This is a genomic window from Microlunatus sp. GCM10028923, assembly GCF_042666975.1.
Classification (GTDB): Bacteria; Actinomycetota; Actinomycetes; order Propionibacteriales; family Propionibacteriaceae; genus Microlunatus.
The window spans coordinates 139,181-161,255 of the sequence record NZ_JBHTFF010000001.1 but is presented as its reverse complement, the minus strand read 5'-3'; the positions used below and the strand labels follow the sequence as shown (position 1 = coordinate 161,255).

Genomic DNA, 22,075 nt, shown 5'->3' with positions numbered 1-22,075 from the left:
TTCAGTCCGGATCCGGGTAGCTGAACAGGACGGCCATCGCCTCGCCCGGCGACTCCTCGACCAGCCGGTAGCCGTCCGGCGCCTCGGTGATCGGGAACCGGTGCGTGATCAGGCCGGTCAGGTCCAGCCGGCGCGGATCGTCGGCCGACCGGCTGATCAAGTCGAGCAGCGTCTCCACGTTGCGGCGGACCGGTGAGCTGACGTACACGGCCGGGTAGTCGACGCCGCTCTCGTAGGCCGGGTCGCGATAGCCGGGCCCGGCCTTGGCCGAGCTGACGAACTCGATGTTGCCCAGGTTGGAGGCCATCAGCAGCGTGGCCTTCGCCCCGCCCGGGAAGACGAACCGGCCATGCGGCACCCCGTCCGGGGCGGTCGACATGATCGGCTTCAGCCGCTCGATCGTGTCACTGGCATCGCCACCGAAGGCGACACAGGCGTGCTCGATCCCATAGGGCTGGGCCCACTCGGCCAGCCCGGCCCAACCATGATCATCGGTGCTGAAGGTCGCGATGCCGGACGGCACCAACGACAGCCGGTACGGCTCCGAGTCCATGATCGCCACCCGCGCGCCGCCGATCCGGTACAGCCGCGCGGCGAGCTGGCCCATCATGCCGGCGCCGAAGACGATCGCCGACTGTCCGATCCGGGCGGCCGACTTGTGCACCGCCTCCAGGGCGAAGCAGCACATGGCCATCGTCGCGGCCTCGGCCAGGTCCACCTGGTCCGGCAGCGGCACCACCAGGTTGCGGGCGACCAGGGTGCGGGACGCGTGGAAGGCCCCGGCGCCGATCGCGACCACCCGGTCCCCGACGGCAATCCGGTCCACCCGGTCGCCGACGGCCAGCACGGTGCCGGCCTGGCTGTAACCCGGTTGAGCCGGCGGCCGCTGGTCCGGCTCTGCGGCCCGGAACGCCCGCAGCGACATCAGTTCGGTGCCGGCGCTGAGGAAGCTGAACGCCGGAGCGATCAGGACCTCGTCCGGTCCGGGCTCGTCGAGCTTGCCCTCCGTCACCACCACGCCGTGACCGGCCTGGAATCCCGCCTGCACGGTCTGCACCGGGTTCACTCCTCCTCTGCGTCGAACCAGCGCCGCGCGTTGTCGCCGCAGAGCCGGGCTCGTTGATCATGGTCGAGATCGGCGGCGCCGAGCTGGTACGCCGTCGCGACCAGCTCCTGCACCGGATGGCAGCTGCCGAAGCCGAACAGCCGGTCGAGGCCGTTCCCGCACAGCTCACCGAGCGCGCCGACCGGCCCGTTGGTGAACCAGAGATCGACCAGCACCCGGGACAGGTCGTGTCCATGATCGAGATGCGCCGCGATCTCCGGCCAGTCGGTGTACTTGATCCCGCTGAACCCGATCCGGCGACCGGCCCGGGTACGGATCAGTTCGGCGATCGCCGCCGAGTCGATCGAATCCACCGCATAGCGCGGATGCCGGACCCGCTCGTCGTCGAGGTTGATGCAGACCTGCACCGGCAGCCCGAGCTCGTCGGCGGCCTCGAACAGGTCCGCGACCGCCGGGCCGGCCAACCCGAACCACTGGTACGCGGGCACCAGCCGGATCCCGCGCGCCCCGTTGCCGCTCGCCCGTTCCAGTTCCTCGGTCCAGCCGGGCTCGGTCGGGTTGATGATCACGAACGGCCACAGCCGTTGATCATCGGCGGCGGCCTGCCAGAGTGCCTCGTTGCCGGCGTTCGTGTCGAAGCCGAAGACCGACGCCAGGTGGCTGACGCAGAGGGCCTCCAGGCCGAGCCGGTCGGCCAGCTCGATCAGCCGGGCCGGACCTGCGCTCGCCTGCAGCCGCCACGGCCAGGTGCCGACGAAGGCGGTCAGGTCGATGCCGCGCTGGGTGGCGAAGATCGCCAGCGGATCCAGGTCGTTCGATGGAGCCGTCGTCATCGCCGTACCTCCGCGAGCAGGGCCGCCATGTTGCCGCCGAGCACCAGCGCCTGGTCGGCCGGCGACAGTTCGGCGGCGATGATCTTGCCGAGGTTCACCGCAAGATCACCACCGTGCAGGTCGGAGCCGAAGATCACCCGCTCCGCGCCGAGCCGTTCGACGGCGATCGCGACCTCGGCGCCGCCGATCAGCGAGCCGGAGGTGTCGGTCCGGATGTTCGGGTACGGCGCGATCGCGTTCATCGCGCTCTCGGTCTGGCCACCCAGGTGAGCCATGATGATCGAAGCCTCCGGATAGCGCTCGCCCAGCCGGGCCACGTTCTCCGCCGTCGACTCGTACGACAGCTGACCGACCGTCTTGCGCCACGCGTGCACCAGCACCGGCAGCCGGTACGCGATCGCCTGCTCGATCACCGGATCGACCAGCGGGTCGTCGCACCGGGTGGCCACCCAGAGCTTGATCCCGATCATGCCCTGCTCCTCGACGCGGCGGCGCAGGTCGTCCAGGGCCGGCTTGCCGTGTCGCGGATTGACGTAGCAGTAGCCCAGCACCAGGTCCGGATGCGCCGCCATCACCTCGACCATGGCGTCGTTGGCCCGGCTGACCTGCTGGTCCACCGGATAGTGCCGATAGCCAGCGATCGAGGAGCAGACGATCTTGTCGACGCCGAGCCGGGTGCACTCGGCGACGGCCTGCTCGGTCAGCGTGGAGTCGCCGGCCGTCAGGTGGGTGTGCGCGTCGATGATCATGACCGGGCCCCCTCGACGACCGACTCACCGGCCAGTTCCGCGGCCACGTCGGCGGCGGCGCGGGCCAGCCGGTCCCGGGCCGCGTCCAGGTCCTCCGGACGGTGGCTGAAGTTCACGTACGAGATCGTGTAGAGGGAGACGCCGTGCCGGTAGGCCGCCCGGAAGAAGCGGTCCAGCACGCCGGCCGGCGCACCGTCGGCCGCGACGAACGCCGGACAGGGCGGGTAGCCCTTGATCGTGATCGGCACGCCATGGTCGGCCAGCAGCCGGTCCACCTGGGACCAGAACCGCTCGCCCTCCCGCCACAGGTAGCCGACCACCGACTCCTCCACGTAGACGTCCATCGCCGCCTTGGCCGCGGCCAGGGACAGGGTCTCGCCGCCGAAGGTCGACGAGATCACCGCGCCGCCCGGGCCGCAGGCCGCCATCACGTCGCGCCGGCCCGCATACACCGAGATCGGCATCCCGTTGGCGATCCCCTTGCCGAACACGGCCAGGTCGGGGTGCACGCCGAAGTACTCGGTGACGCCGCCGATCGCGATCCGGAAGCCGGTCACGATCTCGTCGAAGATCAACAACGTTCCATGATCATCGGCGAGTTTGCGCAGGGCCGGATAGAACCGCCAGCCGGCGCCGATGCCCGCGTAGTCGGCCGCGACGACGATCGCGGCGATCTCGCCCGGATGCTCGGCCAGGATCCGTTCCACGCCGGCGACGTCGTTCCAGTCCGCCGGGTGATGGAGTTCGCTGAGGGCCTTCGGCACCCCGGCGACCGCTCCGGCCTGGCCGGGCAGCACGACTCCGCCGCCGCCGAGGCTGTTCAGCCAGCCGTTGTAGCCGACCTGGATGATCCGCTCCCGGCCGGTGTGCGCGCGGGCGATCCTGATCGCGGCCGCGATCGCCTCACCGCCGGTCTTCAGGAACCGGGCCTGCTCCATGCCCGGCACAAGATCACAGAACCGCTCCGCCACCTCGCACTCGATCGGGTGCGGATGCCCGAAGACGATGCCCTGGTCGAGCTGGTCGCGGATGGCCCGGTCGATCGCCGGGAACCGGTAGCCCAGCGTCACCGGACCGAGCGAGTTGCGGAAGTCGATGAACTCGCGATCTTGGTCGTCGATCACGCGGCACCCGTCGCCGCGGACGATCACGGTCGGCTCCTCCGGGGTGAGCCGGGCCCGCTTGGAGGACGTACTGGAGCCGAACGGCATGATCCGGTCGAACCTCTGCCCCCAGTCGAGCGGGCGATCGGTATCGTCTGGGCCGGGGATTTCCGTACTCCGTGTCATTGAGAAGCTACCCCTGGAGTGCGTGCGGTGAGACGCTGATTCGAGGAACTGTAGCAGTCGCACACCGGCCCCACAACGGAAATCTGCAATCGGTTGCATCCCGATCGGGGAAGCTTTAGGTTTGGGCTTTATGATCTCCGCGAACCGCCTCGGCGTCGGCATCGTCGGCCTCGGCAGCATCGGTGTCACCCATGCCCGGGCGCTCGCGGCGATCGCCGGCTCCGGTGATCAGGGCGTTTCCCTGGTGGCCTACAGCGGGGGCAGCCCGGCCAAGGCGGCCGAGGCCGGCTGGCCGGACGCCGAGCAGCTCCCGGTGGATGCGGTGATCAACCACCCCGACGTCTCCGTGATCGCCGTCGCCGCGCCGTCGCAGACCCACGGCGAGCTGACCCTCGCCGCGCTCGAGGCCGGCAAGCACGTGCTGGTCGAGAAGCCGCTGACCCTCGCGGTGGCCGAGGCCGAGCAGATCCGGCGGCTGGCCCGCGACCGCGGCCTGATCGTACGGATGGTCGCGCAACGGCACTACGAGACCGAGTACGCGCACGTCAAGCGCCTGATCGACGCCGGCGAGCTGGGGCCGCTGCGGCTGGCCGCGACCCAGGTGCACTGGTGGCGCGACGACGACTACTACACGGCGGTCGGCTGGCGCGGCTCGATGGCGGCCGGCGGCGGGTCCGTGATGAACCAGGGCGTGCACAACATCGACCTGCTGCGCTGGCTGGCCGGGCCGGTCGGCGCGGTCACCGCCCAGTACGCGACGCTCGGGCATGACATCGACGCCGAGGACACCACGGTCGCGACGCTGGCCTTCCGGTCCGGCGCCCTGGGCATGATCAGCACCTCGACCGCGACGCCGCCCGGCACCCCGGCGACGGTGACCCTCCAGTTCGCCTCCGGCGGCATCGAACTCGGCCAGGGCGAGGTGATCCGCTGGGACGTGCCGGTCCCCCGGCCCGCCGCCGGCGAGGAGGTCAAGAGCGGTGCCGCCGACCCGGCCAACATCGGCATCGCCGGCCATGTCACCCAGTGGCAGCAGTTGATCGGCGCGCTCGGTTCGGACCCGCAGGACCAGCCGGACCTCGATGACGCCGTCGCCACCGTGCGCCTGCTCTGCGCGATCTATGCCGCGGCCGAATCCGGCCGCGCCGTGAACCCCGACGAACTTTCCTGATCAAGGAGAAACACATGCTTCAGGTCGCCGTGCTCGGTGCCGCCCACCCGCACATCGGCGAGGCGCTGGAGGAGATCGCCTGGCGCGACGACGTCGCCCTGGTCGGCGCGAGTGAGCCCGACGCCACCATGCGGGAACGCTTCCTCGGTGGCGTTTCGGCGCCCGTCTACGCCAGCCACGCCGAACTGCTGGAACGGCACCGGGTCGACGTCGCCGTGGTCTCCGGGATCTACGCGCAGCGCAGCGAGGCCGTGCTGACCGCGCTCGCCGCGGGGGCGCACGTGTTCGCGGACAAGCCGCTCTGCACCACGCTGGAGCAGCTGGACCAGATCGGCGCCGCGTTCGCCGACAGCGACCGCCGGCTCGGCCTGATGTTCACCAAGCGCTTCTCGGCGGCCACCGTCGCGGCCAAGCGGCTGGTCGACCAGGGCGTGCTCGGCGAGCTGGCCTTGATCGCGAGCACCGGGCCGCACAAGCTCACCCAGTCCAACCGGCCGGCCTGGTTCTTCGACTCGGCGGCGTACGGCGGCGCGGCGGGCGACCTGCCGGTGCACGATGTTGATCTTGCTCTGTACTTCACCGGCGCCACCAGCGGTACGGTCTCGGCGGCGACCGGCAACGTCCGCAGCGCCGACCACCCGGACTTCGATGATCATGTCGCGCTGCTGCTCCGGGCCGGCTCGGCGATCGCCACCATCGAGGCGAACTGGCTGTCCCCGGAGGCCGCCGAACTGCACGGGCACTACCGGATGCGGCTGAGCGGCTCCGAGGGCACCGCGGAGATCGACTGGGGCTACGAGACGCTCACCGTGGCCACCCACGACCGGCCGACCTGGACCGAGCCGCTGCAGGCGCCGATGCGGCCGATGCAGTTCTTCTTCGACGCGATCATCGCCGATACCGAGCCGGCCGTGACCACCGCGGAGAGCCTGCTCGCCACCCGGGTCGCACTGCTGGCCCAGCAGAGCGCGGAATCCGGCGGCGCGCCCCTCGCCTGGTAATGGCCCGTTGCTGGCCACCGGCTTCCCGGCAGGGCTTTTAGCCTGAATCCGTGGACGCACGCCTACTGCGCGACCCCAGAGGGGCACGCTGGCGGCGTCGCCGACGCTCAATGGTCAACCAGACCACCCTCGCGCCGGCGACACCACCAGCGCACCCCTCTGACGCCGCTCGCTACGGCGTCCGTCCACGGATTCAGGCTAATCTGAGTGCCCGCCGACGGAAACCGGAGTGTCAGCAGATGGATCAGCCCTCGACCAACGCGTACTCGATCCGCGCCGTCCAACGGGTCTGCGACATCCTCGACCTGATCCAGGAGAATCCCGAGGGCTTCACGCTGACCCAGGTCGCGGAGCGGGCCGCGTTCCCGAAGAGCTCCGCCTTCCGTTACCTGGCGACGCTGGAGGAACGGCGCTACGTCCGGCGCGACGAGCCGACCGGCCTGTTCCGGATCGGGGCAGCGTTCCTGCCGCTGCAGTCGCAGCAGCTCAACGTGCTGGCCGACCGGGCGCGGCCGCAGCTGAACCGGCTGCGGGACCGGTTCTCCGAGACCATCAACCTCGGCATCCTGGACCGCAACCGGGTCTCCTACATCGAGATCGTGGAGAGCCCGAAGAGTGTCCGGCTCGCGGCCCGGCCGGGCGACCGGGATCCGATCCACTGCACCGCGCTCGGCAAGGCGATCGCCTCCACCCTCGACCTGGACCGGGTGAAGGCGATCCTCGCCGCGGAGGGGATGCCGCGCCGGACCCGGACCACGATCACCTCGGTGCGCGCGTACCTGAGCGAGCTGGACCGGATCCGCGAACTCGGCTACGCGATCGACGACCAGGAGAACGAGGACGAGGGCCGCTGCGTCGCGGTGCCACTGCCCGGGATCGGCCTGCCCGCCTCGATCAGCCTGTCCGCCCCGGCGAGCCGGTTCGCCACCGATCAGGTGCCCGCCGTCGCCGCCGAACTGCAGCGCGCCGCCGAGACGCTGGTCAAGGACTTCACCGGCGTCTGACGGCCGGCCCAGGCCGCCCGCGACCCACTTCCCGACACTTCTTGTCGCTTCCCGCGAGTTATATCTCGCGGGAAGTGCCAGTTTTTCACGGAACGTGAAAAACCGACCAGGGCCAAGCCGGGGCAGGCGGTGCCGACTTGAGGATCGGGTCGGCCGGGGTTATCGTTTGATCATGATCGACAGTCGGCGATTTCTTCGCCCTCGGCCGCAGTCCGGCCGGGGCGTGCTGACGCTGCGCTGATCCGGTCCGGAGTGGTCGAGGGGTTCTCTCCCCCGTCTCAGACCTCATCCGAAGGACCACTCCCATGTCTCACCTGCACTATCTCTCGCCGTCCGAGCTGTCCGCTGCGCTCGCCGTACCCGATCTGACCGATCCGGCCCAGGGCCGGCACTCCCTGCAGTTGATCTTGACCGAGATTCTCGACGCGGTCGGCCGGGAGGCCGGGGTGACCGTCGTCGAGCACCGGCTGCCGCCTCTGGTCGCCACCGCCGACAACTACGACCGGCTCGGCTACGCGAGCGACGACATCACCCGGGATTCCCGCTATTCAAGGCATCTCAGCCCGTCGGTGATGCTGCGCAGCCACACCAGCGCGGGCGTTCCCGGCCTGCTCGACCGGCTCCGGGACGCACCCGCCGGTCATGATCAGATCCTGGCCCTGCCCGGGCTGGTCTATCGGCGCGACGTGATCGACCGGACGCACGTCGGCACCCCGCACCAGGTCGACCTGTGGCGACTGAGCAACGGGACCAGGCTCGGCGTCGACGACCTGCACCGGCTGGCCCGGACCGTCGTCCAGGCGGTGCTGCCCGGGGCCCGGTGGCGGGTGATCCCGGCCGTGCACCCGTACACCTCGCACGGGCTGCAGGTCGAGGTCAGCATCGACGGCGAATGGCTCGAACTCGCCGAGTGCGGCCTGGCGGGGCGGACCGTGCTGACCCGTTCCGATCTTGATCCGGGCGTCTGGTCCGGGCTGGCCCTGGGACTCGGGCTTGATCGCGCGCTCATGATCAGAAAGGGGATCGCCGACATCCGGCTGTTGCGGTCCCGGCATCCCGAGGCGGTACGGCAGCTCGGCGACCTGGAACCCTGGCACGCCGTCTCCGTGATGCCGGCGATCCGGCGGGACATCTCGATCGTGATCGACGAGGCGCCGGATCCGGAACTGCTCGGCGATCTGGCCCGGGCCGAACTCGGCCCCGACGCCGACCTGCTGGCCGACCTCGCCGTGGTGACCGACACCGCCGCCACGGACCTTCCGCCGAGCGCCGCCGATCGGCTGCGGATCGGCCCGGGTCAGCACAACGCCCTGATCCGGCTGACCTGGCAGGCCCTCGACCGGACCCTCACCGACGCCGAGGCCAACCTGCTCCGGGACCGCGTCTACCGAGCCCTGCACCGGGGCCCGGTCCAGGAGCTGATCGCCTCCTGATCCTCGGCAAGATTGCAAAGGTTCTTTTGCAAAGAGATGTTTGCGGTTTAGGCTCTCCAGTGTGAGCGAACCATCTCCGGCCGAGGACCGGGTCGTCGTCGACGGCAGCAACCTGCGCGGGCTCGCCCATCCGCTGCGGATCCGGCTGCTCGGGCGGCTCCGGCGGCACGGCCGGGCCACGGCGTCGATGCTGGCCAAGGAGTTCGACACCACCAGCGGCGCGCTCTCGTACCATCTGCGCCAGTTGGAGCGGTACGGCTTCGTCAGCGAGGACACCGAGCACGGCAACCGCCGGGACCGCTGGTGGCGGGCGAACCACCGGACCACCGAGTTCGACCCGATCAGCCTGGAGAGCCAGGCGTCGGGCCGGCTGCTGAACGCCGAGATCGTCCAGCGCGCCGTGGAGCGGCTGGCCGAGGCGGCCCAGTCCTGGCCGGACTGGCCGGACGAGTGGCGGCCGCGGTTCGACGTCTCGGATGTGATGCTGCTGCTCACCCCCGAGCAGGCGGCCGAGCTGACCGACCGGATCCACGCGTTGATCAAGGAATATCCGCTGCACCGGCCGGACCAGCCGGTGCCGGAGGGACACCGACAGGTCGCGGTGCAGCTGCAGCTCTTCCTCGACGACGTCAATCAGCCATGAGCACGACCCAGGTCCCGGCCGACAAGCGGACCAGGACGCCGTTGGTGTCGTTGATGATCGTGTCGGTGATCGCCCACGTCGGCACCAAGATCTCGGCGATCGCGATCCCCTGGTTCGTCCTGTCCAGTACGGGCTCGGTGACGATCACCGGGCTGGTCGCGGCCTGCGAGCTCGGACCGTACGTCGTCGTGAAGGCACTCGGCGGCCCGGTGGTGGACCGGATCGGGCAACGCCGGGTGAGCCTGGTCGCCGACCTCGGCAGCGCGGTGATCATCGGGGCGATCCCGCTGCTGCACCTGGCCGGGCTGCTGCCGCTGCCGCTGCTGCTCGGTCTGGTCGCCGTCGCCGGTGCGCTCCGCGGGCCGGGCGACAACGCCAAGGAGACCTCGGTCCCGCTGGTGGCCGAGGCCGCGCGGGTCGAGCTGGAGCGCGTCACCGGCCTGTTCGGCGCCATCGAGCGCGGCTCCGGGCTGGTCGCGCCGGCGATCGCCGCGGGCATGATCATGATCTTCGGCCCGCCCGGCGCCGTCGGGGTGACCGCCCTCTGTTTCGCGGCCTCGGCGGTGATCGTCGCGGTCGGCCTGCCGCGCTGGTTCGACGCCGACCCGGCCGAACCGTCCACCGAGGGCGGCTACCTGGGCGAGCTCCGCGCGGGCCTCCGGTTCCTGTTCCAGGACCGGCTGCTGACCCTGCTGGTGTTCATGATCACTGCCACCAACCTGCTCGACATCGCCAAGGCCCAGGTGCTGCTGCCGGTCTGGGCCCGCGACGGCGGTCACGGCGTCGGCGCCATCGGCCTGCTGCTGACCTGCCAGGCGGTCTGTTCCACGGTCAGCTCACTGCTGGCCGGCTGGCTCGGCAGGAGGCTGCCCCGCCGGCTCACCTTCTTCGTGGCGTTCGCGATCTCTGGCCCGACGCCGTTCCTGGTGCTAGGTCTGGGCTGGCCGGTCTGGTCGGTCGCCGTCGCGTACGGTGTCGCCGGGCTCGCCAGCGGCTTCCTGAACCCGATGCTCGGCGCGATCTTCTACGAACGGATTCCGCGCCGGCTGCTCGGCCGGGTCGGCGGGCTGAGCGACGCCCTCGCCTGGGCCGGGATGCCGTTCGGCGGCCTGGTCGCGGCGGGACTGATCACGCTGGTCGGCCTGTCGCCGGCGCTGTTCCTGCTCGGCGCGTGCTATTTGATCTTCACCGTGGTGCCGGGCCTGCTGTCCCGGGGGCTGTTCGATCGGCCGGGCGCAGCCAGTCCGGAAACTCCACCGGAGCCCCGCCGCGACGGATCGACTCCACGCTGAGCGGGACCACCGAGCTCCACAGCACCGCGTCGTACACGTCGATCGTCGGCGGCCGCCCCTCCGCGACCGCAGCCGCGAATTCCTCCAGGACAAAGAAATCCCCGCCGCCGTGGCCCGATTCGGCGGCGACGTCCATCCGGTCCCGCCAGCGGTCGGACTCGTACGCCTCCGCGTAGTCCCACAGCGACGACCAGTGCCGCTCCGGCTCGGTCCCGGGCTCGGCCGGGGCGGCGTCCCGGGCCAGCCACACCAGCGGATCCTCGCCCTCGTACCGGGCCGACTGGTAGGCGCCGGCCCGGCCCTGCAGCGCATAGTGCGTCATGTTGTGCGGCCGCGGCGACGACGCGTCCACCCGGAGCGAGATCAGCGCTCCCGAGCTGGTCGTGATCATCGCCGTCCCGGAGTCGCCCTGCCGCCAGTACCCCGGATCGGCGCCCGGATGATCATGACCGAACTGCTCGGCGAAGTGATCGGAGACGGCCGCGTTCCTGGTCGTGAAGGCGGACACCGAGACCAGCCGGTCGTCCGGCCCGTTCGCGGCCCGCAGCCACCGGGCCACCGGCCCTAGCGAGTGGGTCGGGTAGTAGACGGAGTCGGCGTCCACCCGCAGCCGGCCGCGCCAGGTCAGCTCTCCGGACGGCGTGTGCATCAGGTGCCGGCAGTCGTGCAGGTAGCCGCCCTCGAGGTAGGTCACCTCGCCGAAAAGCCCTTGGCCGGCGAGGTTCTCGACCATCAGGTTGGGCCGCATGAAGCAGTAGTTCTCGGCCATCATGTAGGTCCGCCCGGTCCGCCGCGCCGCCTCGATCAGGGCGGCGCCCTCGTCCAGGGTGTTGTTCGCGGTGACCTCGCTGAGCACGTGCTTGCCGGCGTCCAGTGCCGCGATCGCCTGGCCGGCATGCAGCTGCAGCGGAGTGGCCAGGAAGACCGCGTCCACCTCGTCGTCGGTGAGCAGTTCCTCGAAGCGCTGGTACGTCCTCGCGGCCGGGAAGTCGGCCCGCCACGCGTCGAGCACCTCGGCCGACAGGTCGCACACCGCCGTGAGCCGGATCCGGTCGGCCAGCCGGCCCAGAGCCCGGCCGAAGTGCCGGCCGCGACGCCCGCCGACCACCGCCAACCGCAGCACCGTGTCCGCCATGACCGTCTCCATCCGTCGGGCAGGCCCGTTGCCGGGCAGGCTCCGGCCGTTGCCGAGCCGGGGCTTACGATAACGTCGGCCCGGAAGCGGATCCTCGCCGATCGCGCGATCATCTTGCCGGGCGGGAAACTCCTCCTCACACAGTGAAAGCGGCCCTCAGTGAACGCACGGATCACCATCGGAACCGACCGCACCGACCTGCCGCTGCCGTTGCCGATCGCGCTGGCCGGCTTCGCCGCCCGGGCCGCGGAGGGGCCGGCCGACCAGGTCCTGTCGCCGCTGCGGCTGCGCACGCTGGCCCTCGGCACCGACCATGATCATCCGGTGCTGCTGGTCTCGGCCGACCTGCTGTTCTGGGGCGACGATGTCGTGGAGCTGATCAAGGACCGCTTCCACGAGACGTACGGGATCGACCGTGATCACCTGATCCTGCACGCCACCCACACCCACTCGGGCCCGCAGGCCGGCCGGCGGTTCCTCGGCTCGCTCGGGGTGCCGGACGACCGGTTCCTCGACCTCCTGGTCGACACCGTCCTCGCCTCGGCGAAGCGGGCCCTGGCCGGCCACCAGCCGGTCACGGTGGAGCGGTCGTCGATCATGGTCCCGCTCGGCGTCGACCGCCGGCACGCCCGGACCGGCGGGGCGCACCCGCCGACCGAACTCGATCACGAGGCGACCGTGATCAGGTTCTGCTCCGACGCCGGCGACCCGATCGCCCTGCTGGTCCAGCACGCCTGCCATCCGGTGCTGCACCACGCCAACGCGATCACCTCCGACTTCACCGGCTCGGCGATGTCGGCCCTCGAGAACTCCGGAGCGGGCGTCGCCCTGTACCTGCAGGGATGCTGTGGCGACGTGAACCCGGATCGCTATGTGGGTACGGAATTCCCGGCCGCCGAGCAGGCCGAGGTGGAGGCGTTCGGGGCCCGGCTCGCCGACGCCGTCCAGGGCCTGCTCCGGACCGGCGCCTGGCGCCCGGAGACGCCGGCGGTCGCGGTGACCGAGCGGCCGTTCGAGGTCCCGGTGCCGGACCGCCGGACCCCGGACGACCTGCGAGCCCTGGCGGCCGGCGACGGGCCGGTGGCCGAGTGGGCCCGGCTGATGCTGGCCGACCCGGACCGACTGGCCGCGCCGGTCACCGTACGGCTGACCGACCTCCGGCTGACCGAATCGACCCGGTTCCTCGGCTTCTCCGCCGAACTGGTCACCCGGTTCGGCCGCCACGCCAAGGAGAGCACGGATTCCGGCGCGATCGTGCTCGGCTACACGAACGGGATGACCGGCTATCTGATCACCGCGCAGCACCTGGCCGAGGGCGGCTACGAGCCGGCCGAGTCGCCGTACTACTTCGGCCTGCCCGGCGTCTTCGACCCGTCGGTGGAAGCGGTCGTGCTGGCCGAGATCGACCGCGCGCTGGAGTCATGATCACCGAGGAGTCCGGCCGTGAGCAGGCCGCCCGGGCCTGGTGGACCGAATGGCTCGGCGCGGCACCGGATCCGTCGGGCTCACTGACCATGATCACCGAGCGGCCGGTCGGCGACCGGACCGGCCAGGTACTGCGGTTGCACAGCTTCGGCGACGACCTGGACTGCCTGCTGGTCCGGCCGGACGGTGCGGGTCCGCGTCCGTTGGTGATCATGCCCTTCTACGAGGTGGAGCCGCTGTTCGGGCTGGTCGGCCGGCGACCGGCGGGACCGCCGGGCCAGCCGTCCCGCGCGCACGGCTCCGCCCTGCTGGCGTACGGGCTCGCGGTGCTGGCGGTGCCGTGGTGGTTCGAGGTCACCGCGGCCGACGACGCACCGCTCGACCTGGCCGGCCGCTACGGACCGCCGGCCCGGCGGCACGCCGAGCGGTTGTCGATCACCGGGCTCGGCCGCAGCGTGGCCGATCTCCGGCTCGTTCTCGACCAGCTCACCGAGCCGGGCGCCGCCGGCCGGCTCGGCCTGGCCGGCCTCGACCTGGACCGGTTCGGCGTCTTCGGTCACTCGCTGGGCGGCAAGCTCGCCCTGCACCTCGCCGCGCTGGACCAGCGGATCGCCGCCGCGGTGGCCCATGAACCGGGGCTCGGGCTCGACCACTCCAACTGGGACGCGCCCTGGTATCTCGGTGATCATCGGCCGGACCGCGACCATGATCAACTGCTCGGGCTGGTGGCACCGCGGCCGTTCCTGCTGGCCGGTGGCGGCGACAGCGACGGCCCGGCCAACCTGCCGCTGGCCGAGCGGGCCCGGCCGGCCTGGCCGGATCCGTACGGACTCAGCACCCTGCTGCACGACCGCGGCCATCCGCCGCCGGCGCATGTCGTCGCAGCCTGCGGTCACTGGCTCGCGGAAGCGCTCGGGGCCGCGTCGAACACGTTCCCTGAGCCTGTCGAAGGGCAAGGCTCGATCGCGCCTGGCACTTCGACAGGCTCAGTGCGCGTCTGATCTCCTGCTCAGGGCGCGGCGGGCCCGGTGGAGTCCCGCGGGACGAAGGCGCCGGGCAGCCGGACCGGGTCCGGGTCGTTGCCGGCCAGGGCCTCCTCCAGCATCCGTACCGCCGTGGTCCCGAGGTCGTCCACCGGCGCGGTGATCGTGGTCAGGCTGGGCGTCAGCACCCGGGCCAGCAGCACGTCGTCGCAGCCGATCACCGACCGGTGCTCGGGCACCCGCAGACCGCGGTCGGCCAGCCCGGCCACCACGCCGCAGGCGGCAAGATCATCGAAGGCGAATACCGCGGTCGCCCCGGACGCCGCGAACGCCTCGGCACCGGCCCGGCCACCGTCGAAGGAGGCGTCGAACGGGCCGAGTTCGATCAAGGTCACGTCGGCCTTCCGGGCCCAGGTCCGGACCGCCTCGGACCGGCGCTGCGCCGCCCAGGACGCCGACGGACCGCGCAGCAGGGCGATCGTCCGGTGCCCCAGCTCGACCAGGTAGCTGCCGGCCTCCCGCAGCGCCGACGTGTTGTCGCAGACCACCGACGGAACGCCGTCCATCACCCGGTTGATCAACACCGCGGGCTTGCGCCCGACGGCCTGCTTGATCACCGAGCTGGCCGACCGCGGCGACACGATGATCATGCCGTCCACCTGACCGGCGATCCGGGTGATCAAGCCGAGCTCGGCCCGGCTGTCCTCCTCGGCGTCGACCAGCAGCACCGACGCGTCCCGTTCGACCGCGGCCTGCTGGATCGCCCGGACCAGTGGTGGCATGAACGGGTTGGTGATGTCGGGCACGAACAGCCCGATCGCCCCGGTCACCCCGGTGACCAGCCGCCGGGCGGTCTTGTTGGGCTGGTAGCCGAGCCGCTCCGCCAGGGCCAGGATCTGCTCCCGGACGTCGGACTTGACCAGTTCGGGCCTGCTGAAGGCACGCGACACCGTCGAGGCCGAGACATTGAGCTCCTCGGCGATCGAGTAGATTGTCACCTTGCTCACCGCCGACTTCCTCCCTTCGCAGGCCGGACGTTCAGTGACACTACACCCAGCGGACCGGAATCGCGGCGTTGATCTGCAATCGGTTGCATGCGAAGATTCAGCCCTATGACCCAGCAGCAGTCGCTCATCGGGCGCGACCCGGGCAGCGGCCGGCCGATCGAGGTCCGGTACGCGGACGGACGGATCACCGACGTACGGCAGGCCGCGGCCGCCGCGGACGCCGAGCTTCCGTGGCTCGCCCCCGGCCTGGTGGACATCCAGGTCAACGGCTTCGGCGGCCACGACGCCAACGGCCCCGACGTGACCCCGGACGCGATCGTCGCCATGATCAACGCCCTGGTCCGGGCCGGCACGACGACCACCTTCGCCACCGTGATCACCGAGGCGCCGGAGGCGATGCTGCGGTCGTTGCGCGCGATCGCCGAGGCCCGCCGGAACGATCCGCTGACCGCCCACGTGATCGCCGGGATCCACGTCGAGGGCCCCAACATCTCCGAGCAGGACGGCGCCCGCGGCGCGCACCCCGCCGAGCACGTACGGCCGCCCGACCTGGCCGAGTTCGAGGCCTGGCAGCAAGCCGCCGAGGGCGCGATCCGGATGATCACCGTGTCGCCGCACTACCCCGGCGTGACCGACTACATCGCCGCGGTGACCGGCCGCGGGGTCGCGGTGTCGATCGGCCACACCCACGCCACCCCGGAACAGATCACCGCGGCCGTCGACGCCGGCGCGCGCTGGTCCACCCACCTCGGCAACGGCGCCCACGCCACGCTGCCGCGGCACCCGAACTACCTCTGGGCCCAGCTCGCCGAGGACCGGCTCAGCTGCGGCTTCATCGCGGACGGCCACCATCTGCCGGCCGCGACGCTGACCACGATGCTGCGGGCCAAGGGGCTCGACCGGGCCTACCTGGTCTCCGACACCGCCGCCCTGGCCGGGATGCCGCCGGGGCGCTACCGGACCCCGGTCGGCGGCGACGTCGTACTGACCGCGGACGGCCGGCTCGGCGACGCCAACCACACCTATCTCGCCGGCGCCGCCGTGCCGCTGGCCAACGGGGTCGCCGGCGGGGTCCGGCTGGCCGGGCTGTCGCTCGCCGACGCCCTCCGGCTGGCCACCGGCAATCCCGGCCTGCTGGCCGACGGCCGGGGCACCCTGGAGCCGGGCGGGCCGGCCGATCTGATCTTGTTCGACTTCGCGGCGGGCGACCCGTCGCTCCGGCTGCGCCAGGTCGTCGTCGCCGGAACCGCCCTGTCCTGACCGGAAACGGCCTGTCGTGAGCTGAAGGAGAGTCCGTGCCGCTGTTCGACCTCCCCCTTGATCAACTTCGGCAGTACCGTCCGGACCGCGACGAGCCGGCCGACTTCGACGCGTTCTGGTCCGCGACGCTGGCCGAGCAGTCGGGACCGCTGGACGTGATCACCCGGCCCGAGCCGGCACCGTTCGCCGGGATGACCGTGCACGACGTGGAGTTCGCCGGCTTCGACGGGCACCGGATCCGGGGCTGGTGGCTGCGCCCGGAGGTGTCGCGCGGCCGGCCGGCCTGCGTGCTGCACTTCCCCGGGTACAACGGCGGCCGCGGCTATCCGCACCAGTGGCTCGGCTACGCGTCGCTCGGCGTCTCGGTGCTGGTGATGGACGTCCGCGGCCAGGGCGGCGGCTCGGACAGCCCGGGCAGCACCGGTGATCCGGGAGCCAGCGACAACGCCGAGGTGCCCGGCTTCCTGACCCGCGGCATCGAGGACCGGGACCGGTTCTACCTGCGCCGGGTCTACGTCGACGCCTACCGGTTCGTCGACGTGGCCCGGGAACTGGTCGGCGCCGAGGCCGAGGTGGTGCTCGCCGCCGGCAGCCAGGGCGGCGGGATCGGCCTGGCCGTCGCCGGCCTCCGGTCCGATCTGGCGCTGGCCCTGCTCGACGTACCCTCGTTCGCCCTGTTCCGGCGGGCCACCGAGATCTGCGGCGTCGGGTCGCGGGCCGAGATCGCCCGCTACCTGTCCGGGCAGCGGGGCCGGATCGACCAGGTGTTCGCCACGCTGGCGTACTTCGACACGGTCAACCTGGCCGCCCGGGCGAGCACCGAGGCGGACTTCTCGGTCGGCCTGATGGACCAGGTCTGCCCGCCCTCGACGGTGTTCGCCGCGTACCACCACTACGCCGGGCCCAAGGACATCGCCGTCTGGCCGTACAACGGTCACGAGGGCGGCGGCGCCGAGCAGTACGCCCGCCATCTGGCCCGGGTCGCCGCGTTCCTCGACGCCTGATGGCCCTCCCGACCGGGCCCTGACCTGGGCCCGACGAACCCTGACGTGACTCACATCACATCGGCATCGGCGTCAAAGTGACGACGATTTCACCGTCCACCTCATCGAACGCCCAGTGCGAGCGCGACGGAGGAGGACTGCGATGTTTCGAGCCCTGGAGTACCCCACTTTCCGTGGCGGCGAAGGGGTCCTCGCGACCTCGGGAACCTGCCTCGTCGAACCGCCGCGACGTGCCGGAGACCATGGGTGGTTCAGGTCCCACGACGACGGCCAGCGTCGTGGGACCGGCTGGCACGGCGAGACCGGGATTCCGTCCATTCCGAACGTTGCCGACCGGGTGGCTGACCGGCCGAGCCGAGGCGAACGGGGCACAGCATCGGCAGTGGGTGGGCTCGCCGACCAGCTGTATCACCACCTGACCCGCCACCTCGGCTCGGTCTCTGCGGCCTGGTCCACCGACCAGGCCGGCACCGACCTCGGGTTCCAGGTGGTCGAGTTCGCCCCCAGCCGGATCGACGGCGCCGTCGTCTATTCGACGGTCGGGCTCAGTGACTACGTCCTGGACTCGCTGAGCGCCGACGGACGGTTCCGGCTCGAGTTGATCATGGTCGCCCCGGAACGGCTGCACCGGAGCGTGCTGCCGTACGTGCTCGGCGACTACGCGCGGATGGTCCTGGCGCTGCGCGAACTGCCCGACATCGGCACGGTCGTCGGCAACATCCCGCACCTGGGCGACCTGTCCACCATGAACACGCTCTACCTCGGCCGGCCGCCCTACCTGGCGCCCGACTTCGCCCGGTTCCGCACGGGCGACCTGTCCGTCAACATCGACTGGCTGCTGCCGGTCTCGGCGGCCGAGGCCACCTTCGTCGACGCCGAGGGCTGGGCCGCGTTCGAGAAGTTGATCTACGGCCAAGACGGCATCGACCCGCTGGACTACGACCGGGCCTCGATGCCGCTCTGATCGCGCTCCCGCGATCATGGCCAGGAATATTCGATCCACCTTCGGGCGACTCTGCGTTAAGCTCTGCCCCGTGATCGGGCGAGCTAACTAGGTCCGCAGCCCGGACCTTCATTGTTCGGCGTCCGTACGGGCGCCTCCTCCAGGGCTGCACATCTCACGCCATAGTCAGCGAACCTTCCCGGCGCCGCAGATACGTGCAGCAAAGGAGTCACCATGCCCGTGATCACGACCTCTGGCCTGACCAAGGACTATCGGTTCCATCGTCAGTCGCCCGGCCTCGGTGGGGCCATCAAGAGCCTCTTCCACCGCACCCGTGAAACCCGTCGAGCCCTGGACAGCCTCGACCTGACCATCGAGCCCGGCGAGTTCGTCGGCCTGCTCGGCCGCAACGGCGCCGGCAAGACCACCACGCTGAAGTTGTTGTCCGGCCTGCTCCGCCCGTCCTCCGGTACGGTCTCCGTGCTCGGCCACCAGCCCTGGCGGCGCGACTTCGGCTTCCTGCGCCGGATCGCCGTCGTGCTCGGCCAGAAGTCGATGCTCTGGTGGGACGTCTCCGCGATGGACAGCTACCTGGTGCACCGCGCGATGTACGACCTGGACCACGCCACCTTCGAGCGCTCGGTGACGGAACTGGCCGAGCTGCTCTCGGTCGGCGACCTGCTCACCATCCCGGTCCGCAAGCTGTCCCTCGGCGAGCGGATGAAGTGCGAGCTGATCGGCGCCTTGCTGCACCAGCCGGAGGTGCTGTTCCTGGACGAGCCGACGATCGGGCTGGACGTCCTGTCCACGGCGGTGATCCGGGACTTCCTGCGCGAGGTGAACCGGCAGCGGCGGACCACGATCATCCTGACCAGCCACAACATGGACGACGTCGAGGCGCTCTGCGAGCGGGTGCTGCTCGTCGATCACGGCCGGCTCGGCTTCGACGGCTCGCTGTCCGAGTTGATCAGGTCCACCCGACCGGCGAAACGCCTGACGCTGACGTACGCGAGCCCGCCGAGTCCGCCGGCGACGCTGCCGCCGGACGTGACCATGATCGACAGCGACGGTCCGATCCTCCGGATGGAGGCCGACCGGTCCAAGATCACCGAGGTCCTGTCCGGCGCACCGTCCTGGGGCGAGCTGGTCGACGTCGAGGTCGGCGAGGCCGACCTCGACGAGGTGATGCGCGCCGTTCTGAGCGGGGGCCTGCGATGAGGTCCCGTCCGCTGCGGCGGCACCTCCGGGTCTTCGGCCGCGTGCTCGCCCTGAACATCGGCATGACGTTCGTCTACCGCGGCGACTTCCTGCTCATGCAGATCGGCACCCTGCTCACTCCCCTGGTCTCGTTGGCGGTCTGGCAGGCCGCGCTGACCGCCGGCGCGCAGGTCAACGTCACCCCGGCGTTCCTGAACAGCTACTTCCTGCTGGTCGCGGTGGTGAACATGCTCACCTCGTCCTGGACCGCCTTCTTCCTGGCCGGCATGATCCGCAACGGCGACCTGAACAAGTGGCTGATCCGGCCGACCTCGGTGCACCTGGACGGGTTCGCCAACAACCTCGGCGAGAAGACGATCAAGCTCCTGCTGCTGGTGCCGCTGGTGTTGATCATGGTCGTCGTGGTGCCGGGCGGGCTGCCGTTGCCGGCCACCCCGGCGCGCTGGCTGCTGTTCGGGCTGGCCATCGCCGTGGCCATGGCGATCAGCTACATCTTCGACATCGCGCGCGGCTCCCTGGCGTTCTGGTTCGAGGACGTGCAGGGTTTCAACCTGGCGATCTCGATCATGACGCCGGTGCTGGCCGGCGTGATCGTGCCGCTCGCCCTGATGCCGCCGGAGATCTCCGGGATCACGCTCTGGCAGCCGTTCCGGTTCATGGTCTCGTTCCCGATGGAGGTGCTGCTGGACCGGGTGCCGGGCGGGCTGGCGTTCGGCTTCGCCCAGCAGCTCGGCTGGCTGCTCGTGTTCGCCGCCGCGGCGCTCTTGATCTGGCGGCGCGGTCTGCGCTCGTACTCGGCGGTGGGAGCATGATCAACATCGCAGGTCACCTCCGGCGGCACGGCCGGATCTGGCGGGCCGTCGCCGTCCAGGCCCTGAAGCGGGACGCGCAGTTCCGGGCCCAGGCCTGGACCACCGCCCTGGTCGCGTTGGCCGAGATCGCCACCGGACTGATCCCGGTGCTGTTGATCATCCGCAGCTCGCCGCAGCTGAACGGCTGGACCGGCGGTCAGATCATCGCCGTGACCGGGACGTTCCAGCTGGCGATGGGATTGATCAATGCGTTCGTGGCGCCGAACCTGACCCGGATCGACGCCTACGTCCGTACCGGCGAACTGGACACGGTCCTGATCCGGCCGGCCTCGGCCCAGTGGCTCACCACCTTCCGCTGGGTCCAGCCGGCCTCGCTGACCGGGGCGCTGGCCGGGACCGCGTTGATCATCGTCGGTCTGTGGGGCACGCCGATCTCGCCGGTCGGTGTGCTCGCGGCCGCCGTGGTCTTCGGCTGCGGTCTGGCCACGATCGCCGCGGTCTGGGCCAACCTCGCCTACCTGGCATTCTGGTTCGAAGCGGCGTCGTTCATCCACAACGTGGTGCTGTCCGCGTTGACCGCCGGCCGCTATCCGGTGGCGTTCTTCCCGTCCGCGATCCGGGTGGTGTTGATCTTCGTCGTGCCGATCGGGGCCGCGGCCACGCTGCCGGTCCAGTTCCTCAGCCACGGCGTGGATCCGGTGCTGCTGGCCGGGGTGGTCGGCGCCGCGGCGGTGATCATGGTGCTGACCCGGCTGCACTGGCGGGTTGCCCTGGCCCGCTACTCGAGCGCGTCGTCCTGAGCCCAGGGGGTCAGTTGTGCTCGGCCTCGTCGGTGTAGGCGGAGAAGAAGGCGAGCCGGTTGCGTTGCCGGCGGAGCACCCGGCGCCACAGGTCGTGCGGCCGGCCGCCGAACACGTCGGCGTAGGTGGACGACACCACGTGCCACATGCCGTTGGCGATCTCGGTCTGCAGCTGGCCGGGCTCCCAGCCCGCGTAGCCGGCGAAGATCCGCAGGTCGGCGTAGGCGCCGGAGACGATCTCGATCGGGGTGTCCAGGTGCAGCAGGCCGATGTCGTCGAAGAGCCGGCGCCAGCCCGGCGGTTCCTCGCCGGACCGGGCCACGCTGGCCAGGCAGATGGCGCCGTTCGGCGACACCGGCCCGCCGCTGAACAGCAGCCGGGGCTCGGTCACCGCGTCCACCCAGTCCGGCAGTACGGCCTCCAGGCGGGTCTGCGCGATCTCGTTGACGATCACCCCGAGGGCTCCGTCGGCGTCGCTGTCCAGCACCAGCACGACGGACCGGCTGAAGATCCCCTCGGTCAGCAACACGCTGGAGACCAGCAGCTGGCCCGGTCTCGGCGCCACCTCGGTCATCCGTCCCCCCACCGCCGCCGAGCAATGATCAGCACCGCCGTACCGTACCCGATGGCGATACCGAGCAGATCGGCGACGACGTCGAGCGGGTCACCGCTTCGTTGCGGCAGCAGCGCGCCCTGCAGGATCTCGCTCAGCACCGCGTGGCCCGCGAAGATCGCGATCACCGCCGCGCCGAAGCCCGGCCGGTCACCGCGCCGGGCCGCCCGCCAGAGCATGATCAGCAGCACCGGCAACGCGAAGATCACCAGGTGTCCGGCCTTGTCCAGGTGCGGAATGACGTCGGGCGTCGGCGGTCCGGCCGGACGATAGAGCGCGATCAGCTGGGCCAGACAGCTGATCACCACCGCGCAGAGCAGGACCCGGCGGGCGGCCGTACCTTCCCCGGAAGGACGTCCGCCGCCGACCGTCGCTGGCTGCGCCATCAACCGAA

The 22,075-nt window shown here is 71.0% G+C and carries 22 protein-coding genes; 14 read left to right on the top strand and 8 right to left on the bottom strand.

Annotated elements, in window-relative coordinates:
• Position 1 precedes the first annotated feature (1 nt).
• The 4 genes from ACFQU4_RS00785 to ACFQU4_RS00770 are packed head-to-tail and all read right to left on the bottom strand — an operon-like array spanning position 2 to position 3,859.
• On the bottom strand, positions 2–1,057 hold the full coding sequence (locus ACFQU4_RS00785) for an alcohol dehydrogenase catalytic domain-containing protein (RefSeq protein ID WP_377485681.1): 1,056 nt from the start codon (positions 1,055–1,057) through the stop codon (positions 2–4).
• Between the two features lie 5 nt (positions 1,058–1,062).
• Positions 1,063–1,899 carry an amidohydrolase family protein gene (locus ACFQU4_RS00780; RefSeq protein ID WP_377485679.1) on the bottom strand — a complete coding sequence of 279 codons (837 nt, stop codon included), beginning with the start codon at positions 1,897–1,899 and terminating at the stop codon, positions 1,063–1,065.
• Positions 1,896–2,648: an amidohydrolase family protein gene (locus tag ACFQU4_RS00775; RefSeq protein ID WP_377485677.1), complete on the bottom strand. Its 753-nt coding sequence runs from the start codon at positions 2,646–2,648 to the stop codon at positions 1,896–1,898. The genes ACFQU4_RS00780 and ACFQU4_RS00775 overlap by 4 nt, the downstream gene beginning before the upstream one ends.
• Positions 2,645–3,859 carry an aminotransferase class III-fold pyridoxal phosphate-dependent enzyme gene (locus tag ACFQU4_RS00770; protein ID WP_377485675.1) on the bottom strand — a complete coding sequence of 405 codons (1,215 nt, stop codon included), beginning with the start codon at positions 3,857–3,859 and terminating at the stop codon, positions 2,645–2,647. The genes ACFQU4_RS00775 and ACFQU4_RS00770 overlap by 4 nt, the downstream gene beginning before the upstream one ends.
• Positions 3,860–4,067: 208 nt before the next feature.
• On the opposite strand from ACFQU4_RS00770, the gene ACFQU4_RS00765 reads away from it, so the two are divergent.
• From ACFQU4_RS00765 to ACFQU4_RS00740, 6 genes are all read left to right on the top strand, one after another.
• Positions 4,068–5,108, top strand: a complete 1,041-nt coding sequence (locus tag ACFQU4_RS00765; protein ID WP_377485673.1) for a Gfo/Idh/MocA family protein — start codon at positions 4,068–4,070, stop codon at positions 5,106–5,108.
• A 14-nt stretch (positions 5,109–5,122) separates the two neighbouring features.
• The gene (locus ACFQU4_RS00760) at positions 5,123–6,109 is read left to right on the top strand and encodes a Gfo/Idh/MocA family protein (RefSeq protein WP_377485671.1); all 987 of its coding nucleotides are present in this window, start codon (positions 5,123–5,125) and stop codon (positions 6,107–6,109) included.
• A gap of 239 nt (positions 6,110–6,348) precedes the next feature.
• Positions 6,349–7,113 carry an IclR family transcriptional regulator gene (locus ACFQU4_RS00755; protein WP_377485669.1) on the top strand — a complete coding sequence of 255 codons (765 nt, stop codon included), beginning with the start codon at positions 6,349–6,351 and terminating at the stop codon, positions 7,111–7,113.
• Positions 7,114–7,418: 305 nt separating this feature from the next.
• Positions 7,419–8,546: a hypothetical protein gene (locus ACFQU4_RS00750; protein WP_377485668.1), complete on the top strand. Its 1,128-nt coding sequence runs from the start codon at positions 7,419–7,421 to the stop codon at positions 8,544–8,546.
• A 61-nt stretch (positions 8,547–8,607) separates the two neighbouring features.
• A complete protein-coding gene (locus ACFQU4_RS00745; protein ID WP_377485666.1) occupies positions 8,608–9,189 on the top strand; it encodes a helix-turn-helix domain-containing protein in 582 nt (193 codons plus the stop codon).
• Positions 9,186–10,481 carry an MFS transporter gene (locus ACFQU4_RS00740; protein ID WP_377485664.1) on the top strand — a complete coding sequence of 432 codons (1,296 nt, stop codon included), beginning with the start codon at positions 9,186–9,188 and terminating at the stop codon, positions 10,479–10,481. The genes ACFQU4_RS00745 and ACFQU4_RS00740 overlap by 4 nt, the downstream gene beginning before the upstream one ends.
• On the opposite strand, the gene ACFQU4_RS00735 is transcribed toward ACFQU4_RS00740, so the two are convergent.
• Positions 10,375–11,616 (bottom strand): Gfo/Idh/MocA family protein, encoded by a 1,242-nt coding sequence (locus ACFQU4_RS00735; RefSeq protein WP_377485662.1) that lies wholly within the window; start codon positions 11,614–11,616, stop codon positions 10,375–10,377. The genes ACFQU4_RS00740 and ACFQU4_RS00735 overlap by 107 nt on opposite strands.
• A gap of 159 nt (positions 11,617–11,775) precedes the next feature.
• Between ACFQU4_RS00735 and ACFQU4_RS00730 the strand changes: the two genes are divergently transcribed.
• Both ACFQU4_RS00730 and ACFQU4_RS00725 read left to right on the top strand, forming a co-directional pair.
• Positions 11,776–13,041, top strand: coding sequence for a hypothetical protein (locus ACFQU4_RS00730; RefSeq protein WP_377485660.1), 1,266 nt, complete (start codon positions 11,776–11,778; stop codon positions 13,039–13,041).
• Positions 13,038–14,042, top strand: coding sequence for a hypothetical protein (locus ACFQU4_RS00725; RefSeq protein ID WP_377485658.1), 1,005 nt, complete (start codon positions 13,038–13,040; stop codon positions 14,040–14,042). Before ACFQU4_RS00730 ends, ACFQU4_RS00725 begins: the two co-directional genes overlap by 4 nt.
• 8 nt (positions 14,043–14,050) lie before the next feature.
• On the opposite strand, the gene ACFQU4_RS00720 is transcribed toward ACFQU4_RS00725, so the two are convergent.
• Positions 14,051–15,031 carry a LacI family DNA-binding transcriptional regulator gene (locus tag ACFQU4_RS00720; RefSeq protein WP_377485656.1) on the bottom strand — a complete coding sequence of 327 codons (981 nt, stop codon included), beginning with the start codon at positions 15,029–15,031 and terminating at the stop codon, positions 14,051–14,053.
• A gap of 105 nt (positions 15,032–15,136) precedes the next feature.
• Here ACFQU4_RS00720 and ACFQU4_RS00715 point away from each other — a divergent pair, with 105 nt between their 5' ends.
• From ACFQU4_RS00715 to ACFQU4_RS00690, 6 genes are all read left to right on the top strand, one after another.
• Complete coding sequence (locus ACFQU4_RS00715; RefSeq protein ID WP_377485654.1) at positions 15,137–16,291, top strand: N-acetylglucosamine-6-phosphate deacetylase; 1,155 nt, start codon at positions 15,137–15,139, stop codon at positions 16,289–16,291.
• Positions 16,292–16,326: 35 nt separating this feature from the next.
• Complete coding sequence (locus tag ACFQU4_RS00710; RefSeq protein WP_377485652.1) at positions 16,327–17,295, top strand: acetylxylan esterase; 969 nt, start codon at positions 16,327–16,329, stop codon at positions 17,293–17,295.
• A 382-nt stretch (positions 17,296–17,677) separates the two neighbouring features.
• Positions 17,678–18,259: a suppressor of fused domain protein gene (locus ACFQU4_RS00705; protein WP_377485650.1), complete on the top strand. Its 582-nt coding sequence runs from the start codon at positions 17,678–17,680 to the stop codon at positions 18,257–18,259.
• A gap of 213 nt (positions 18,260–18,472) precedes the next feature.
• The gene (locus tag ACFQU4_RS00700) at positions 18,473–19,456 is read left to right on the top strand and encodes an ATP-binding cassette domain-containing protein (RefSeq protein ID WP_377485648.1); all 984 of its coding nucleotides are present in this window, start codon (positions 18,473–18,475) and stop codon (positions 19,454–19,456) included.
• Positions 19,453–20,268: an ABC transporter permease gene (locus ACFQU4_RS00695; RefSeq protein ID WP_377485646.1), complete on the top strand. Its 816-nt coding sequence runs from the start codon at positions 19,453–19,455 to the stop codon at positions 20,266–20,268. Before ACFQU4_RS00700 ends, ACFQU4_RS00695 begins: the two co-directional genes overlap by 4 nt.
• Entirely contained in the window at positions 20,265–21,068 is an 804-nt protein-coding gene (locus ACFQU4_RS00690; RefSeq protein WP_377485644.1) for an ABC transporter permease, read from the top strand. Before ACFQU4_RS00695 ends, ACFQU4_RS00690 begins: the two co-directional genes overlap by 4 nt.
• Positions 21,069–21,078: 10 nt before the next feature.
• Here the strand turns inward: ACFQU4_RS00690 and ACFQU4_RS00685 are convergent, their stop codons facing one another.
• Positions 21,079–21,642: a YqgE/AlgH family protein gene (locus ACFQU4_RS00685; RefSeq protein WP_377485642.1), complete on the bottom strand. Its 564-nt coding sequence runs from the start codon at positions 21,640–21,642 to the stop codon at positions 21,079–21,081.
• The gene (locus ACFQU4_RS00680) at positions 21,639–22,067 is read right to left on the bottom strand and encodes a VanZ family protein (protein ID WP_377485640.1); all 429 of its coding nucleotides are present in this window, start codon (positions 22,065–22,067) and stop codon (positions 21,639–21,641) included. The genes ACFQU4_RS00685 and ACFQU4_RS00680 overlap by 4 nt, the downstream gene beginning before the upstream one ends.
• Between the last annotated feature and the right edge of the window lie 8 nt (positions 22,068–22,075).